Below are 16,948 nucleotides of genomic sequence, written 5' to 3'. Positions count from 1 at the left end.
CGGCATCCGCTCGGTCGGTGCCGTCAGGTTCGAACGCCGGGGCGACCAGCTCGAGGAATGCCTGCACGGTCTCGCGAGTTCCGCCGAGGGCCGTGCCGATGGTCTCGAGGGTCGACGCCGAGGCGCCGTGCCGGAGTGCGGACAGCAGCCCGGTCTCGAGTTCGCCCGGATCGCGCACGACGACGCGCGGGGTCGCCCCGAGCTGCAGCTCGGTGGGGGAGCGCCAGACGATGGGCAGGACCGGATCGATGCGCGGTGACATGCCGAGAGCATGCCGGAATCGCTCAGCGGGCCGCGGAATCCCTCCACAGGGCGGGCCGCTCCAGCACCAGGCGCGCCGGGTCAGCTCGCGGGGTCTTCGCCGTCTTCGCCGGGGGCCGCGGGCGTCTCGCCGCGGAGCAGCTGCTCGAGCGCCTGGTCGAACTCGTCGTCGGCCTCCGCCTCGGCGGTGTCGGTGCCCGTGAGCCGGGCCACGAGCCGTGCCGGATCGTCGAGGTCTTCGGAGGTCGGCAGCAGATCGGGGTGCGACCAGAGCGCATCGCGCGCCTCGACGCCGACCGCATCGGTCACCGCGCGCCACATGGCGGTCGCCTCGCGAAGCCGACGGGGCCGCAGCTCGAGGCCGACGAGGGTCGCGAAGGCCGACTCCGCCGGGCCGCCGGAGGCGCGGCGACGACGGATGGTCTCCGCGATCGCGACGGACTTCGGCAGTCGAGCGGTGGCGTCGGCCGTCGCCGCGTCGACCCAGCCCTCGACGAGCGCGAGCATCGTCTCGAGGCGGGCGAGCGCCGCCTGCTGCGACTCGCTCTTGGCGCGGATGAGGGCGCCGTTGACGACGGCGTTGCGGAGGTCTTCGGTGTTCGACGGGTCGAAGCCCTCTGCGAGCTCTTCGAGTCGCTCGGTGTCGATGTCGATGCCCTGCGCGAACGCCGTGATCGCCGTGATGAGGTGGAGCCGCAGCCAGCGCGCGTGCCGGAACAGGCGCGCGTGCGCGAGTTCGCGCACCGCGAGGTAGAGCTCGATCTGGTCGGTCGGGATGTCGAGGTCGTTGCCGAACTCCGCGACGTTCTGCGGCAGGATCGCGGCGCGACCGTCATCGAGAAGCGGGATTCCGACGTCGCCGCCGGAGACCACCTCGGTCGCGAGCTGGCCGACGACCTGCCCCAGCTGCATCGCGAAGAGCGCCCCGCCGATGCCGCGCATCATGCGGCTCGCACCCTCGATCATCGAGCGCATCTCTTCGGGAGCCTGCTCGCTCATGACACGGGTGAGCGCGTCGGAGATGGAGAGGGCGACGGGCTCGGCCAGCTGCGACCAGATCGGCATCGTGGCCGCGACCCACGCTCGCCGCGTCAACAGCTCGGGTGTGGTCGGCAGCGCGCCGAAGTCGACGGCCTCGTCGAGCCACAGCGAGGCGACCTGGAAGGCCTGGTCGAAGCGCGCTCGCTCGTCGTCGGCGATCTGGCGCTGGCCGATCGCGGCGCGCTCCTCGCCCTGACGCACGGCGACGCTCCAGTCGATGCCGTCGTCGGCCTTGTTCATCGCCTGCTGCAACTGCGAGAACAGTGCAGCGAGGCTCGCCGGGTCGTTGGGCAGTCCGGCTGCTCCTGCCAGGCTCGACGGATCGATGCCGCCGGCGCCTCCGCCGGAGAGCATCTCCCGGAGCATTTCGCGGAACTCGTCTTCGGGGCTCCGGTCGTCGGGCTCATCATGCCGATCGGCCACTTCGGCCACCTCCCAGTCGCGTCTGGTTCAACCGTAACGCGGGGGCACGGCCGAGTGTCTGGGAAATGGCCTAGGCTGGGCGTTCCGGGTGTCCGCCCTTCGCGAACAGGGCCGGCACGCGAGTTCGAACACCGCCCGGAAGGATGTCGGTTGAGCATCTTCGACGACGAGACCCCACAGTCGGAGGAGTCCCGTTGGACGTCCGATCCGAACACGGGGCGGCGCCCCCTGCGCGAGCGCATCGGATGGAGCGCCCTCACGGTCGCGATCGTGATCGGGGTCGTCTTCGCGTTCATCCCCTCGCCGTACGTGATCGAGCAGCCGGGCCCCGTGTACGACACCCTCGGCGTCGCCGAGAACGGCGACGACGAAGAAGTCCCGCTCATCGCGATCCCCGACGAGACCACGTACCCCACCGACGGCGAGCTCAACCTGTTGACGGTCTCGGTCGTCGGTCGACCGGGCCAGACGCCGAACTGGCTCGAGGTCATCGCCGCGTGGTTCGATCGCACGCGCTCGGTCATCCCGGTCGAGGCGATCTTCCCGCCCGGCATCAGCAGCGAAGACCGCGACGCCCAGAACCAGGCCGCCATGGTCGACTCGCAGCAGGACGCGATCGCCGCGGCCCTCGTCGAGCTCGGCTACGACTTCCCGCGCGAGGTGACCGTCGCCGGGCTCCTCGAGGACTCGCCGGCCGATGGCATCCTCGAAGAGGGCGACGTCATCGTCTCGCTCGACGGCACGGCGGTGCACTCGATCAACGAACTGCAGACGGCGGTGCAGGAGCACGGTGCCGACGAACCGGCGGAGCTCGAGATCGTCCGCGACGGCGAGCCGCTCACTGTCGAGGTGACTCCCACCGAGCGCGACGGTCGAGCCGTGCTCGGCGTCGGCGTGCGCATGGTCTACGAGTTCCCGATCGACGTCGAGCTGCAGCTCGACGACGTCGGCGGTCCGAGCGCCGGCATGATGTTCGCGCTCGGCATCGTCGACAAGCTCACGCCCGGCCCCATGACGGGCGGCGAGATCATCGCCGGCACGGGCACGATCGACTCGGCCGGCCGCGTCGGGCCGATCGGCGGCATCCGCCAGAAGCTCTGGGGCGCCGAACGCGCCGGCGCCGACTGGTTCCTGGCACCCGAGTCGAACTGCGACGAGGTGGCCGGCAACGTGCCCGACGGCGTCACCGTCTTCGCCGTGGAGACGCTCGACCAGGCCCGATCGATCGTCGAAGACGTCGCCGACGGCGACGTGACGGGGTCCTACCCCTCTTGTCCCGCCTGAACAGGCGATTCCAAGGAACGCAACTCTAGGATGGAATCCCGATCCCATCCCGACCGAACACGAGGCCGAGAGTGTCAGCACAGTCGCAAGAACCGAGGGTCCAGCGCAGGCGCGCTCCGATCGCGATCACGATCGGCGTCGTCGCCGTGCTCGTCATCGCGTTCTTCGCCTTCGCCGGCATCTACGCCGATGTGCTCTGGTACGACCAGCTCGGCTTCCTCTCGGTGCTCACCACCGAGTGGATCGCACGCATCGTGCTCTTCCTCATCGGCTTCGTGGCCATGGCGCTGCCCGTGTGGGGATCCATCCAGATCGCCTACCGTTCGCGCCCGGTCTACGCGAAGCTGAACTCGCAGCTCGACCGGTACCAGGAGGTCTTCGAGCCGCTGCGCCGCCTCGCGATGTACGGCATCCCCGTGGTGCTCGGCATCTTCGCGGGCGTCTCGGCTTCGACCCGCTGGGAGGGCACGCTCGCGTGGCTGAACCGCACGCCCTTCGGCACGACCGACCCGCAGTTCGGGTTCGACGTCGGCTTCTACGTGTTCGAGCTCCCGTTCTACCGCTCGCTCGTCGGCTTCGCCTCGGCCGTCGTGCTGCTGTCGTTGCTGCTCGTGATCGCGACGAACTACCTCTACGGCGCCCTCCGGGTGAGCGGCCGTGAGATCGTCATCTCGAAGTCGGCGCGCATCCAGATCGCCGTGACCGCAGGCATCTACCTGCTGCTGCAGGCGGTGAGCATCTGGCTCGACCAGTATGCGACGGTGACCGAGACGGGCTCGCTCATCACGGGTGCCTCGTACACCGACGTCAACGCCACGATCCCCGGCCGAGGCATCCTCGCGGCGATCGCGGCCGTCGTCGCGGTGCTCTTCTTCATCACCGCGATCATCGGGCGTTGGCGCCTGCCGCTCGTCGGCACGGCCCTGCTCGTCGTCTCGAGCCTGCTCATCGGATCGCTCTACCCGTGGGTCATCCAGCGCTTCCAGGTCGACCCGAGCGCACGTTCGCTCGAAGAGCCCTACATCCAGCGCAACATCGACCTCACGCGGGATGCGTACGGCATCGCCGACGTCGAGGAGATCCCGTTCGAGGCGAAGACCGACGCCGAGCCCGGCGCGCTGCGCGCCGACGCCGCGACCACGGCGAGCATCCGCCTCATGGACCCGCTCGTGATCGGCCCCGCGTTCCAGCAGCTCGAGCAGTTCCGCCAGTACTACCAGTTCCCGTCGGCGCTCGATGTCGACCGCTACGAGATCGACGGCACCTCCCAAGACACCGTCGTCGCGGTGCGCGACGTGAACCTCTCGGGTCTCGGCGACGCCGAGACGTGGTTCAACTCGCACCTCGTCTACACGCACGGCTACGGCCTCGTCGCGGCCGCCGGCAACCAGCGCTCCGTCGACGGCCAGCCGGTGTTCCTGCAGTCGGGCATCCCGTCGTCGGGCGTGCTCGGCGACTTCCAGCCGCGCGTGTACTTCGGCGAGTCCTCGCCGCAGTACTCGATCGTCGGCGCGCCGAAGGATGCGAAGCCGATCGAGCTCGACTACCCCTCGGGTTCCGAGGGCGCCGACCAGACGCAGACGACGTTCGAGGGCGATGGCGGCCCGAAGCTCGACAACGCCTTCACGAAGCTCGTCTACGCGCTGAAGTTCCAGTCCGAGCAGATCTTCCTCTCCGACCAGGTCACGACCGACTCGCAGATCCTCTACGACCGCGACCCCGTGCAGCGCGTGCAGAAGGTCGCCCCGTACCTGACGCTCGACTCCGACACCTACCCGTCGGTCGTCGACGGCAAGATCGTCTGGGTCGTCGACGGCTACACGCTCTCCGACCAGTACCCGTACTCCAACAAGGTCAGCATGAGCGAGGCGATCGCCGACAGCGAGACCCAGGCGCCGACGCTCGCCTTCGACGAGGTCAACTACATCCGCAACTCGGTGAAGGCCACGGTCGACGCCTACGACGGCACGGTGACGCTCTACGCCTGGGATGAGGAGGACCCGATCCTCCAGACCTGGCAGAAGGTCTTCCCGACCACGGTCGAGCCGATGAGCAAGATGTCGGGCGACCTGATGAGCCACGTGCGCTACCCCTCCGACCTGTTCAAGGTGCAGCGCGAGGTGCTCGGCCGCTACCACGTGACCGATGCGATCCCGTTCTACTCGCGTGAAGACGCCTGGACGACGCCGAAGGACCCGACGGCCGATGCCGGCAGCACGCTGCTGCAGCCGCCGTACTACCTGACGATGCAGATGCCCGGTCAGGACGAGCCGAGCTACTCGCTCTACTCGACGTTCATTCCCGAGGCCCGCGGTGAGCAGAGTCGCAACGTGCTGCGCGGCTACCTCGCGGTCGACGCCGATGCCGGCGCGACCGACGGAGAGCGCGCCGACGGCTACGGCAAGCTCAGGCTGCTGACCCTGCCCGAAGACGACAACGTGCCGGGCCCCGGCCAGGTGCAGGCCAAGTTCAACTCCGACCCGACCGTGTCGCAATCGCTGAACCTGCTGAAGCAGGGCCAGTCGAACGTGATCAACGGCAACCTGCTCACCGTGCCCGTCGGCGGCGGCCTGCTCTACGTGCAACCCGTCTACGTCGAGTCGACCGGCAGCACGAGCTATCCGCTGCTGCAGAAGGTGCTCGTCGCCTTCGGCGACCAGATCGCCTTCCAGGACACGCTCGACCTCGCGCTCGATGTGCTCTTCGGCGGCGACTCCGGCGCCGACGCCGGTGACAACGAGGTCGATCCGGGCGCCACGCCCGCGCCTGAAGAGGGCGGCGACGGCGGGGAGACCCCGGTGGCCCCGAGCGACGAGGTGCAGGCACTGCTCAACCAGGCGTCGCAGGCGCTGAAGAACAAGCAGGCCGCCCTCGCCGAGGGCGACTGGGCCGCATACGGCGCCGCCGATGCACAGCTCGCCGAGATCATCGCAAAGCTGCTCGAAGCCACCAAGGAGGGGTGACGTGACCGTCGACCTGCGCGGGGGAGAGTGGCTCGACGACAACCTCGCGAACTGGGAGGAACGCGTCGCGGTGCACGTCGCGTCGGAGATGTACGACCGCTCGCGGCTTCGCGAGGGCGGCGACGTGCTCGACCCGATCGTGCGCGAGGCGATCACCCGCCTCTACCCCGACGGGCTCGAGGGGGTGCGGGTGCTGCACCTGCAGTGCCACTTCGGCTCCGACACGCTGTCGCTCGCGAACCTCGGCGCCACGGTCGTCGGCATCGACTTCTCGTCGCAGGCGGTTGCCGAGGCGCGTCGCATGGCCGAAGAACTCGGTCTCTCGCATCAGGCCCGATTCATCGAGGCGAACGTCTACGACGCCCGCCACATGCTGCCCGAGCCCGAGTCGTTCGACCTCGTCTTCACCTCGTGGGGCACGATCGGCTGGCTTCCGGATGTCGCGGAGTGGGCGCGCATCGTGTCGTGGTTCGTGAAGCCCGGCGGTCGCTTCCTCTTCGCAGACGGGCACCCCGCCGCATTCGTGTTCGACGGCGACAGCGGGCCCGGCGGCCTGCCGGCGTTCGCCTACCCGTACTCGAGCGAGTCGCCCGACATCATCGACGACCCGAGCGACTACGCCGACCCCGAGGCGGCGCTCGCCAACGCGCGCACGTGGGAGTGGATGCATCCGCTCGGTGAGATCTTCGCCGCGCTGCGCGGCGCCGGCCTCGACGTCGACACGTTCACCGAGCACTACCGCGTGCCGTGGCGCATCTTCCCGGCGACGGTCGACGTCGGCGACGGCATGTACGGCTGGCCGGCCGAGCAGTGGCTGCCGCTCTCGTACGAGCTCGTCGCGGTGCCGAGCACTCCGTCCGTCGAGTAACGCGACGCTCGAATCGAGGCTCCGGGCCCGATCAGCACGGATGCCTCGGAGCGAGTCCGCTCCGAGGCATCCGCCGTTCTCGGGGTGATCAGTCGAGCGGACCCTCGTCCGCCGAGCGGAGCGCGTGGCCGAGCGCGTCGCCGAGCTCGTTGCGGTAGTCGCCCGAGAGGTCCCACCACATCGCGCCGCCGTAGCCCTGCTGCGCGAGCCATTCGGCCTTCGCCGTGACGGAGCTCGGGTCGTCGAGGCTCCACCACTGGCCGCTCGCCGCATCGAAGCGCCACGAGGCGCCGAGTGCGGGGTCGAAGTAGCCCTCGCCGATGTCGCGGATCTCGTAGTACGGCTTCGTGCCGATCGAGGTGACCGCGGGGTCGGGGGTCCACCCGGCGCGGTCGCCGACCGTCACGCCGGTCCAGCCCTGCCCGTAGGCCGCGAGGCCGACGTTCAACTGGTCGGGGCGCGCACCGCCGGCGGTGTAGAGCGCGATGGCGTTGTCGATCGCGAGGCCCCAGTTGTTGGCGCCGTCGGGGTGCAGGTTGCCCTGGTGGCCGGTGTTGCCGGTCCATCCGCCGGCGTAGTCGTAGCCCTGCACGTTCAGCCAGTCGATCGCGGCGAAGAGCCGTGCGGTGTTCCATCCGCCCGCGTTCGTGTTCCAGCCGCCGGCGGGGCCGAACGCGGTGAGCAGGTAGTCCTCACCGGTCACGGCGCCGTACGCGTCGAGCTGCGCGCGGAACTCCTCCATGAGGGCGAGGAAGTTCTCCTTGTCTTCAGGCTTCGCATTCGCCGTCTCGCCGCCGTTGACCGGCCACTCCCAGTCGACGTCGATGCCGTCGAAGATGCCGGCCGCAGCGCCGGGGCCGCCGAGGTCGCCGACCTTCGGCAGGTTGCCCTTGAGGTAGACGTCGATGCATGAGGAGACGAGTGCGGCGCGACTCTCGGGGGTGGATGCCGCCTCCGAGAAGTTGTCCGACCAGGTCCAGCCGCCGAGCGAGATGAGCACCTTCGTGTCGGGGCTGACCTCCTTGAGCTTCTTCAGCTGGTTGAAGTTGCCGGCGAGGCGCTGGTGCTTGTTGGCCTTGTCCTTCTTGCCGTCGACCGAGTCGGCGGCCGACACGAGGCGCAGGTAGTCGTTCTGGGCATCGCCCTCGCCCGGGACATCCGTGATCTCGCACTTCAGCTTCGTCGTGACGTTGCCGAAGGCGTAGTTGATGTGCGTGACGTCCTCGATCGCGCCCGTGCGAAGCAGGTCTTCGATCTGGTAGTCGCGGGTGACCGGGGTGTCGGACATGAGGTAGCCGACGGAGCGGTAGCCGTTGATGTCGGTCGGGCCGGCCGAGTCGGCGTGGCCGTGGTTGCCATGCGAGTTGCCATGGCCGCCGTGGTTTCCGTTGCCATGGCCGTTGCCGTGCGCGAGTGCGGGGGAGACCGCCGAAGCGGCGACGAGAGCGGTGGCGGCGGCCGCGATGGCCGCTCCGCGGAGCAGTTGGCGTGGTGACATTGAATCCTCATCGATCGTCGTCGGGGCCGTGCTGGGTGAACGGTTGCGGTGAACGTAGCAAGGCGCGATCGAGTTTGGAAAGAGTCCTAACAAAGAATGGGGGATCGGCTGCGTCGTTCGGCGAGATCATTGAGGATTCCTCCAGCGATTCGCGCGAGGTGTGCAAGATCTGCACACCTCTCGAGAGCGCGAGAGTGGATGCCGCGGGCCGCCGTCGCGCTCGCCGGCTCGATTCGACGGGGCCGAAATGTCGTGATAGTGTTTCTTCTTGTGCCGCGGGGTGGAGCAGTTCGGTAGCTCGCTGGGCTCATAACCCAGAGGTCGTAGGTTCAAATCCTGCCCCCGCAACCAAGGTGTTCGTCAGAACGCACGAAGCAGTCCCGGTCTCGAAAGAGACCGGGACTTCTGCGTTAACGGGATTCCCGTTCAGCCGCGAGACGGCGTCTCGATTCGGCGGGCAACTGGCCCCGCGTCGCATCTGCGAGCCGCGGGACCAGCCGATTGCCGCATTTGCGCGGCACGCGCCCGTACCGGTCTGGGGAGAAGGGCGGGCGAATCCGACGAACGTACTGAACGCCTGCGGTCGCTGTCGACCGGATCGGGACATCTGGTCGGGTCAGGCGAACCCGCATTCCGCTGATCGGGCTCCGGTCTCGGGGCTTCGGCCTCGGGAGGTGGGTCGAGCGGACCCCCACGGTGAAGTAGACTGAAGGGACCATCGCAAGCAGCCCTCCGGGGATCTTGCGAGGCGTGACTGCCGTCAGGCGGTCGGTGACGCGGGGTGGAGCAGTTCGGTAGCTCGCTGGGCTCATAACCCAGAGGTCGTAGGTTCAAATCCTGCCCCCGCAACCACGGCGCAATCGGAGAATCAGCATCTGATCTTCGGAAAATTGCGCAGAAGAGGTCGTGATCAGAGAAATCTGGTCACGGCCTCTTTTTCTTTGCCCGGTCGAGGCTCTGATGTCGGCCCAGCGCAGCGGCCAGAGAGAGATTACGCCCGTTAACGACGAAGAGCCTGCCGTTTGGGCAGGCTGAAGCGTTCGGTACGCGGTGGTGGTGTGGGTGTCGGCGCGGCTGTTTCTAGCGGGGTGGGCCGGTTTCGTCGGGTTCGCGCCGCGGAAGTGGATTGCCCTGTGGGTCGAGTCGGCGGCGTGCTCGGGTCTTCGGGGCGTCTTGGCGTTTGGCGTCGGCTTTGAAGAAGCTCTTGATGCGCAGCACGTTCTCTGCGACGACCGCGAGCGCGGTCGCGAGGTAGGTGAACGCGTAGCCTCGACCGGATCTAAGGTCCGGGTCCTCGATGTTGAACTTTGTTGACTTCTTCAGGAGTCGGTTGGAAGCTTCGACGAGGCTGCGCATGCCCATGAACTTTTTCCACTCGGGGGTCTGGTGGGCGTATTTCTGCACGTGCTTGAGAGGCTGCGGTTTACGTCGGTCGGCCGAGCGCTTCTTCGGCTTGCGAAGGGGGTTCGTCGCCAGTGAAGTCAGGTGCTTCGGTGCGTCCTGATCGGGAACGAGCATCGGGATCGTGAGCGAAGCGCGATTCGACAGCGGCGTCGGTGTGACAAGGGAGCGTGCGGGGTCGGGGTAGCGAAAGCGCTGAGCGCCGTCGCTGTCCACCTGTCCGTGTTCCTTCATCCGGTAACGGTTGCGGTTCTGAATGAGCTTCGTGAGTTGGATGCAGCGGGCGGCTGAATCTTTGATGTGGCTCTCGTGAGCGGCGATCTGTTCCAGAGGTGCTTGCTTGCCCTTCGCGTGCGACAGAACCGTGAGCGCGCCATGGGAGGCGGCGACCGAGTCTTCGAGGATTCGCAACTGTCGACCGGCCTCGATCAGGTCGACTGGCATCCAGTTCACGTACCAGTTGCCATCGACGAGGATGAGGTCCTCGAACCAGCCTTGGAGACCAAGATCAGTTTTCTTGTACTCCAGCACGAGTTCAGCCCCAGCGAGCCTCGCAGGGACATGGAAGTTCTCGATCTTCTCGCCGTTGTATGCGCGATCGACCGCGAGTAGGAACCGGTCGTAGCCGAGCTTCTTGTGCTGGTCGATCAGCCGTGCCGCGTGGCCGACGAGTCTGCCAGGGCGGTGCATCGAGACTGCGGTCACGAGAGTGGGGAATCGTTCGTTCTCGCCGGGCTCGTTCCACATGGTGCAGGCCGTCTCGAGCTCGTATGCAGCAACGTCTGTGGATGCGCCCTGGCCGTCGTGCTTGCCTCCTCTGCGGTAGCGTCCCGAGAAGGGATCAGGGTTTGATCGATTGCCGTTCTCTGAAGCCGAGTTTGGGGTGCCCGGGATGATTACCTTGGTGGCATCGATGACCATGTTTCCGTCGTACTGCCGCCAGACGTCTTGGGGGAGTAGTGCGATCGAGGCGCGAAGCAGTCCGTTCGTGAGGTCATCGAAGCGGTCGAGCATGCGCTTAGAGTTTTCGACGTAATCCGGACGCTTGGTCGTCGCGAGGTGACCGCTCCACGCGTCGCCCTTCAGCTTCACATTGCGTGGGCCCGGGTAAGGGTCGATGAGGGCGACGAGACGATTTACGGCAGCCCACATTCGGTCGTACCACTGTGCGTCGGTGCCGCGCTTGTGGGAGATGCCGAGGGTGGTTCGCTGATCGTGCTGGAGTCGATGCCGAAGTGACTTCGCCAACTCGATGTACGTGAGTGGCTTTCCCGCAAGTGCATGGGCGACGAAGAGCACGAGGACTGCCTCGATCGATACCAGCGGTTTCGCACCGGCGTTCGATCTTCGTGCTTCGGTCTTCCACGCGGCGATCATGGTAGGCGCTTCCGAAGCCATCACGACCTTGTACGCGAGCTCGACGTACACCTTCGGTAGCGCTTCGACGGCGGTCTCTCGGTCGAAGTCTTCGAGCGATCTCCCGAACGCGGCCTGCATTCGCTGCTCGAGCTGCATGGCGCCGCTGCGCTGGGTGGGCTCTGCCGTGTGCTTTTGTGATGTGGTCAACGCTGCACCGTTCCGCGCAGCGCTCCCCGGTATGCGGAAGGGCCGATGTCGTCGACGTAGACGAGGTACCGATCCAGGTTGTTGAACTGAACCATCCCTGCTGCACGCATGAGTTCCTTGATCGGAGTGCCTGTCGCGAGGTGGGTGATGATCCACGTTGTACGCAGTCGGGTGCCGTTCGGAGCCGTTCCGCTCGTCCTATCGGTGAAGCCGTTGAGGAGGCTCTTGTTCTGCTTCTGTCCTTCGCTCATCCACAGTGGTCCGTCTGCGGGGAGCTTCTCGAACTCCGACGTGATCCACGACTCCCATCGGCTGAGCACGGGAACATTCCGGCGCGAGTCTCCGGAACCCACGGTCAGGAGCACGCCGTGGTCGTCGACGGTGACGTCGCTGCAGAGCAAGTCGAATTCACCTGGTCGCAAGCCGGCGCCCGCGCACAGCGCGAGCATGAGGCGGGCCTTGCGCCGCTTGAGTTCGGTAGCCTGGCCGTTCGCCCAGAGCTCGAATTGCGCCATCTCCTGCGCGATATAGGGAGCCGCGATCTCGCGGCGTTTGATCGGTTCCATGCGCTTCTGGAATCCATCCGGATTCACATGCTCTGCTGCGGACGTGAGGACGGACCTGTATGTTCCTCGACTGCCGTCTGAAAGCTCAAGCTCCCCGATGTAGGCATCGATGATTCGCCGAGTGAACAGGCTCTGCGCATCCATCGGGAGTCCCTGCTCGGCGACGCACCAGAGTAGGAACGGGCTCAGGATTCGCATCATGCGCGCGGCATCGCTCGCAGTGGAGGTGGACCGGGCAGCCAGTTCTTGCGCGAACGGTGCGACGCGCTGCCATTCGTTGGTCGGGCGCTTTGGCTTGTAGCTCTCCACGGCGATAATCACCTCCGCTGAAACGGTGCTGCCGTAGCGGTGTTGAGAAACGAGGTCAGGTGCGACGAGATGCGCCGGTCGGGCCCCGGCGCTCGCAAGCTGGCGGGAGGTAAGTCGGGTGAGGTCGGTGAAAGTGTTGGCCGCGGGGATGGTCATGCGGGGTTAGGTGTGCGGCGGCAGATTGCCCCCTTCCGCGCGATTTGGTTGATTAGTATCGGCTTTTGCAGGTATCTGACCGATTCCAAGTTGAAACCGGCAACTAAAGAGGCGGATAATCTCCCAATGAAGTATGGAAAGCAGTCGCTCCGAGACCGAAATCCAGCCACGACTGGATTCGCCTTCGAGCCGAGAACCCTCAGCGCGGTGCCGGCGGTGTTTGGGCGTTCGAGTGCGCTCTTCGTGCCGACAGAGGGTCTCGAAGTGGGAGACCCGCGGCTCAGGGCTGCGCAGCTTCAGCATCTCGTGGCGAACGCCGTGAGAGAAGAGATCCTTGCTCGTGGTGAAACGACCGAGCAGTATCTCGCAACTGTCGATGCTGCACTCCCGGGGCGAAGCTACGACCGCATGAGCCGGCTGCTTCGTGGCAAGACCCAGATGCAACTGGCGGACATCATGTTCTGGGCGGACCGATTTGATCGAGTCCGACATGTGGTCGAAGCCGAGCTGCGCCGCCGGAACGGCCCCGGAGTGGGCTAGCGCGAGGTTGAGAAGTTGGCATCATGCTGGCATCGCCTCCCGCTGTTGCCAGTGCGGGCGAGCGGTACCGATGCCTGCATCGGTACCGCAGCACGCTGGTTGATAGAATAACCAACCCGGGGTGGTTTCGCTAGACAGCCGATCGCCCGGGCAGCGGCAAGCGCGTGGTGATCGGCTCTGGCGGCCGGTGATCTCTTGTGGCGAGCGGTGAATCAACGGTATCCGTCGCACTCGCGCCAGTAGCCTTGAGCCATGTCACGCACGCCGCGCCCGCAACCAGCTGAGCTCGCGCCTGGCTGGCCAGGGACGCTGTCGACGGATCCAGCGGGCGAAGCTGCTCGCCAATTCGCGTTGCGCCTTCGTGATGCGATCGGTGATGACAGCATTCGCTCCGTTGCCAGGTCGGCGGGCCTCAGCCATGTGACCCTCCTCGGCTATCTCAACGGATCGACCTGGCCTGACCTTTATGCAATCGCGCGCCTCGAGACTGCACTCGGTGTTCCGCTGAAGACTGGCCAGAAGCGCTAGCGCGCTCGGGACTTGATTGCCCGACGGGCGCGCCGCTGCTCTCGGTGGTGAATGTGGCGGCTAACCTATCCACGTGATTGGTGATAACAATGACCACTCGGTCGAGACTCAGTTGTCGACGTTGCGGGACAACGTTCTCCGCGCAGTCGGCAGCGTGCCGCTCGCCGACGTCGCCAGGCACGCTGATGTAGAGATCGCTGATCTGCACACGCTTATTCAGAATCCGGCGCGCTCGGACCTGTACATCGTGGCCCGCCTCGAGCACGCTCTTGGAGTCGACCTGTGGCCGTCGGCGGAGCTCGGGCCAGAGCAGCGCCGTTCGGAGTAGCGCGCCAGTTCGAGATCGCCCGTTCATTGGCGAGCAGTCGGGATTATCATCAGCTGCCTCTGCCCCGCCCCTCAGGATCGACCCGTCGAATGGACCGGATCTCGGCGGTGGCCCGGATTGTGGCGGCGTAGTCCGATACATCGTCCCGATCCGTGCGGGTGAAGACGAAGGTTGCTGGGTAGCCGACCTGGATCATGCGGAAATGGCACTCGATCGGAGCTTCGTCGAAGTAGAGGTGGCTGGCATCCGCTGCCTGCGGCGCATCCACCGCTGGGTGCCGGACGATAACGGCGTGATCAGCATTTATCTGGAGCTCGTAAATCGAGCCGCTCTCGGTGGTCACGATGAACGAACCAAGGTCTGCCGCATCGAGGCGATCGAGGAAGTCGCTTGGCTTCATGGCGCTGGGGGAGCAGGGGTGATGTGCCGGATCACGCTTGTGTGGCTCCAGTAGTACTCGAAGAACTCGTCTCCGATAGTGGTGATGTACCCGTTGGAGCCGAGGATGAAGTTCTCAAGTGAGCGGATCCGGCCGGAATTCCTGCCCGGGTAGGGATTTGCGTTAGGTCCGGGGAGACGCTCCCAACGGCCGGCGTCGAAATCGAGGAGATGAATGGATGACTCTGTCTGCACGCGCCATTGGCCGGTGCTCTCGATCGTCAGCTTCGATGTCGCGGGGTCGTGGCGGACTTCGCGTCCTGCGCCATCCAGAAACTCGAGATCGAGCGTGGTCGTGTCCAGAATCGCCATTGAGCATCCGGGTCCGTTGAGCGCATCGAGGATCGCGATGTTCGACCAGAATCCGGTAGGGCCGTGGCGGAATCCGACGGCGTCAGTAGTGAACCGGTCGTAGTGACTTCCGACATAGAGATTCGGGGCGGTCTGAAGGAAGCCTCGGTGGAAGAGGGCGCGCCCGGCTAAGGCGTATTCGAGGTCATCCATGGTCCATTTCGCGGCAGTGGCCGCGAATGCGTTGTCGATCTCAGGCAGGTCTAGGGGCGCGTCGTGGCCGAACAGGACGTCTGCGTGTGCGTGGCCGAGCATCTTCAGCTCCCCCTCCGTCGCTACTTCCTCCGGCCACCAGTCGACGCCGCGTGTCCGCATGGCACGGTCGACGGATGCGGCGCCTCCGAGTATCGCGAACGTGCGACCGCTTGCAAACGACGCACGATAGCCATTCGGCAGAAATCCGACGCGCGAGGAGAGCCATCGAATATCATCCGGTGACCATTCGGGCGTGAGCCCGCTGTGGTCGTTCAGCATTGGCTTCCAGTCGTGGCTGCCTGCCAGGAACAGGAGGCGTTGACCACGTAGCGTGAGCTCCTTTGTGAGCCGTGCCAGGTCGCGCTGTGCTGATCCGCCTGGCAACGGGATGCCGAGATCGCCGAGTTGAACGATGAGCGCGACTTCACGCGATGACAGGATGTCGAGCGCTTGAAGTAACTGAGGTAACCGGCCGCGCACGCCGCCGAGAAGGCCGACGCAATCGACGTCGAACCGCATTCCAGGTGAGCCGCTCGCCACACTCATGGTAATTATTAATACCATGCAAGCGAGAGGGACCGGGCGGAGGTCGTCGTGAGCAGGTATGGGGACTCGCGGGAGTGGGACCTGGTGCGAGCGTATGCCCTCCGCGCCGGAGCCGACTCAGAGGGCCTCGTTCGTGCTGCGTACGCGCGGGGCGTGCGTGCAGCCGAGCCACGCCGTCGATACGAGCGCGCATCGTCGTTCGTTGGAACGTTCCGCGCAAGAATCTGGGCGGATGCCGTAACGCCAGGCATGCTGGATCCGCGTGTCATCGACCAGGCGGTCTGGTGGGTCGACTTCTTCGGTCGTGCACACCGAATCCACGACGAGCGGTCGTTCGCCACCGACTACCTGCTGAACGTCCTGATGTTCATCCGAGAGCACGCGCAGGCCTTCGTGGCCGATGTTGACAACGCGCGCATCGTGCTTGAGGTGATGCATGGCTCCGCCCTGTTGCACGCTCTCGAGCGGGAGCTCGATCGCCGGCTAGGCGAGTGACCCGGCCCGCTCTCGGAGGAAGTCGACCCGGGATCCTGGCCAGCATCCCGGACGCCCGCAGCGGTTTGTTGACCCTGACAGCTGGGATCGTGCGGACCGGGCCGTCCGTCATCGTCCAGGCGTTATGGCTCTCGGCGGCCCACTGAATCGATGCCAGTTGGGTTCTCTTCGTCACTCCAGATCGTGTGGCGTGCCTTATGAACGGCGCGATGTATAAAAACCGGCCACACCGCTCAAGCGAGGTTCTCGTCGGGGCGTGTGCCGCAGTGGCGACCGCCCTCAGGCCGCTTCCGCTGCCGCGTCGAGACCGCCTTCAAGCTCGCCCAGTCCGGCGAGGTAGTGCTGAGCATCCAACGCTGCAGAGCAGCCGCTGCCGGCCGCGGTGATGGCCTGTCGGTAGTGGTGGTCCAAAAGGTCACCGCGTTCGAAGCCGAACCACGGTCCCCCGACGCGTTCTTCGCCTCGAAACCCGCAGCGCTCCGATGGGTGACCGTCGACGCCGACGACGTGATCCTCGCATGGGCCGCGGCCGGGCCGGTGTCATCCCGTCCCGTGTGCGCCGGAGTCGCCGAGCACTCGATCTACGTCGACGCAGGCGTGAGAGGCCTCGGCGTCGGGCGAGCGTTGCTCGACCACTTCATCGAGCGGTCTGAAGCTGCCGGCATCTGGACGCTGCAGTCGTCGATCTTCCCCGAGAACGTCGCAAGCCTTGCCCTCCACGAGCGGCTCGGCTTCCGGCGAATCGGTGTTCGCGAACGCATCGCCCTCATGAGCTACGGGCCACACGCAGGAGCCTGGCGAGACACCATCCTCCTCGAACGACGAAGCATGGTCGCCGGCTAGCAGCGTCGGAGCTGAACAAGCCACGAGATGAGGGGCAGGGTCTGTCCTGCCCCTCATCTCGGATGACTGCATCACCAAGGGCGCCAAATCGCGCCATTTCGTGGGGAGCGGGCTAGACCTCTTCGGTCGGGGCGTCCGGGGCGTTGCGCTTGACCGATTCGATGCCGCCTTCCGCGGATGCTTTCGAGTTGTAAGCCTCGGACGACGCGATGATCTCACCGTTGCCCGCCTTGAGGCGGAAACGCCACTTGCCAGCTGCATCCTCGTAGAGCTCGAACTTGCCCGCCATCGTGTTCTCCTTCGTCCTGTGAGCTACTGCGGCGACTGCCGCGCCCCCCTATCGTCATC

The 16,948-nt window shown here is 66.1% G+C and carries 15 protein-coding genes, 2 tRNA genes and 1 pseudogene; 10 read left to right on the top strand and 8 right to left on the bottom strand.

The features are described 5' to 3' along the window. Positions 1 to 342: 342 nt before the first annotated feature. Complete coding sequence (locus ACFTQE_RS09675) at positions 343 to 1,668, bottom strand: zinc-dependent metalloprotease (RefSeq protein WP_376924862.1); 1,326 nt, start codon at positions 1,666 to 1,668, stop codon at positions 343 to 345. A 207-nt stretch (positions 1,669 to 1,875) separates the two neighbouring features. On the opposite strand from ACFTQE_RS09675, the gene ACFTQE_RS09670 reads away from it, so the two are divergent. The 3 genes from ACFTQE_RS09670 to ACFTQE_RS09660 all read left to right on the top strand — a co-directional run bounded on the left by ACFTQE_RS09670 (position 1,876) and on the right by ACFTQE_RS09660 (position 6,840). Next, positions 1,876 to 3,009: a PDZ domain-containing protein gene (locus tag ACFTQE_RS09670; RefSeq protein ID WP_376924852.1), complete on the top strand. Its 1,134-nt coding sequence runs from the start codon at positions 1,876 to 1,878 to the stop codon at positions 3,007 to 3,009. A 71-nt stretch (positions 3,010 to 3,080) separates the two neighbouring features. Further along, entirely contained in the window at positions 3,081 to 5,972 is a 2,892-nt protein-coding gene (locus ACFTQE_RS09665) for a UPF0182 family protein (protein WP_376924851.1), read from the top strand. Position 5,973: 1 nt separating this feature from the next. Continuing rightward, positions 5,974 to 6,840, top strand: a complete 867-nt coding sequence (locus tag ACFTQE_RS09660; protein ID WP_376924850.1) for a class I SAM-dependent methyltransferase — start codon at positions 5,974 to 5,976, stop codon at positions 6,838 to 6,840. 88 nt (positions 6,841 to 6,928) lie between these two features. Here the strand turns inward: ACFTQE_RS09660 and ACFTQE_RS09655 are convergent, their stop codons facing one another. Further along, positions 6,929 to 8,338, bottom strand: a complete 1,410-nt coding sequence (locus ACFTQE_RS09655; RefSeq protein WP_376924849.1) for a glycoside hydrolase family 18 protein — start codon at positions 8,336 to 8,338, stop codon at positions 6,929 to 6,931. A 274-nt stretch (positions 8,339 to 8,612) separates the two neighbouring features. On the opposite strand from ACFTQE_RS09655, the gene ACFTQE_RS09650 reads away from it, so the two are divergent. Beyond that, positions 8,613 to 8,689 (top strand) — tRNA-Met (locus tag ACFTQE_RS09650). A gap of 424 nt (positions 8,690 to 9,113) precedes the next feature. Further along, positions 9,114 to 9,190, top strand: a tRNA-Met gene (locus ACFTQE_RS09645). A 228-nt stretch (positions 9,191 to 9,418) separates the two neighbouring features. Here the strand turns inward: ACFTQE_RS09645 and ACFTQE_RS09640 are convergent. Then, complete coding sequence (locus tag ACFTQE_RS09640) at positions 9,419 to 11,305, bottom strand: hypothetical protein (protein WP_376924848.1); 1,887 nt, start codon at positions 11,303 to 11,305, stop codon at positions 9,419 to 9,421. Continuing rightward, positions 11,302 to 12,336: a hypothetical protein gene (locus ACFTQE_RS09635; protein ID WP_376924847.1), complete on the bottom strand. Its 1,035-nt coding sequence runs from the start codon at positions 12,334 to 12,336 to the stop codon at positions 11,302 to 11,304. The genes ACFTQE_RS09640 and ACFTQE_RS09635 overlap by 4 nt, the downstream gene beginning before the upstream one ends. Before the next feature lie 126 nt (positions 12,337 to 12,462). Here ACFTQE_RS09635 and ACFTQE_RS09630 point away from each other — a divergent pair, with 126 nt between their 5' ends. From ACFTQE_RS09630 to ACFTQE_RS09620, 3 genes are all read left to right on the top strand, one after another. Next, positions 12,463 to 12,876: a hypothetical protein gene (locus ACFTQE_RS09630; protein WP_376924846.1), complete on the top strand. Its 414-nt coding sequence runs from the start codon at positions 12,463 to 12,465 to the stop codon at positions 12,874 to 12,876. A 252-nt stretch (positions 12,877 to 13,128) separates the two neighbouring features. Continuing rightward, positions 13,129 to 13,404, top strand: coding sequence for a helix-turn-helix domain-containing protein (locus ACFTQE_RS09625; RefSeq protein WP_376924845.1), 276 nt, complete (start codon positions 13,129 to 13,131; stop codon positions 13,402 to 13,404). Positions 13,405 to 13,477: 73 nt separating this feature from the next. Further along, on the top strand, positions 13,478 to 13,732 hold the full coding sequence (locus ACFTQE_RS09620) for a hypothetical protein (protein WP_376924844.1): 255 nt from the start codon (positions 13,478 to 13,480) through the stop codon (positions 13,730 to 13,732). Positions 13,733 to 13,781: 49 nt separating this feature from the next. Here the strand turns inward: ACFTQE_RS09620 and ACFTQE_RS09615 are convergent, their stop codons facing one another. Both ACFTQE_RS09615 and ACFTQE_RS09610 read right to left on the bottom strand, forming a co-directional pair. After that, positions 13,782 to 14,132, bottom strand: coding sequence for a hypothetical protein (locus ACFTQE_RS09615; RefSeq protein ID WP_376924843.1), 351 nt, complete (start codon positions 14,130 to 14,132; stop codon positions 13,782 to 13,784). Next, positions 14,129 to 15,235 (bottom strand): hypothetical protein, encoded by a 1,107-nt coding sequence (locus tag ACFTQE_RS09610; protein WP_376924842.1) that lies wholly within the window; start codon positions 15,233 to 15,235, stop codon positions 14,129 to 14,131. The genes ACFTQE_RS09615 and ACFTQE_RS09610 overlap by 4 nt, the downstream gene beginning before the upstream one ends. 180 nt (positions 15,236 to 15,415) lie before the next feature. On the opposite strand from ACFTQE_RS09610, the gene ACFTQE_RS09605 reads away from it, so the two are divergent. Then, positions 15,416 to 15,757 (top strand): hypothetical protein, encoded by a 342-nt coding sequence (locus ACFTQE_RS09605; protein ID WP_376924841.1) that lies wholly within the window; start codon positions 15,416 to 15,418, stop codon positions 15,755 to 15,757. Between the two features lie 279 nt (positions 15,758 to 16,036). Here ACFTQE_RS09605 and ACFTQE_RS09600 read toward each other — a convergent pair. Then, positions 16,037 to 16,186, bottom strand: a pseudogene (locus ACFTQE_RS09600) (thioredoxin-disulfide reductase); the annotation flags it as partial. Here ACFTQE_RS09600 and ACFTQE_RS09595 point away from each other — a divergent pair. Further along, positions 16,157 to 16,600 carry a GNAT family N-acetyltransferase gene (locus tag ACFTQE_RS09595; RefSeq protein ID WP_376924840.1) on the top strand — a complete coding sequence of 148 codons (444 nt, stop codon included), beginning with the start codon at positions 16,157 to 16,159 and terminating at the stop codon, positions 16,598 to 16,600. The pseudogene ACFTQE_RS09600 and the gene ACFTQE_RS09595 overlap by 30 nt on opposite strands. 112 nt (positions 16,601 to 16,712) lie before the next feature. On the opposite strand, the gene ACFTQE_RS09590 is transcribed toward ACFTQE_RS09595, so the two are convergent. Continuing rightward, a complete protein-coding gene (locus ACFTQE_RS09590; RefSeq protein WP_376924839.1) occupies positions 16,713 to 16,889 on the bottom strand; it encodes a YegP family protein in 177 nt (58 codons plus the stop codon). Positions 16,890 to 16,948: the final 59 nt, after the last annotated feature.

Source organism: Agromyces sp. NPDC056965 (assembly GCF_042673425.1).
Lineage (GTDB): Bacteria > Actinomycetota > Actinomycetes > Actinomycetales > Microbacteriaceae > Agromyces.
The sequence above is the reverse complement of the archived record's forward strand: the minus strand, read 5'-3'. Positions and strand labels throughout refer to the sequence as shown.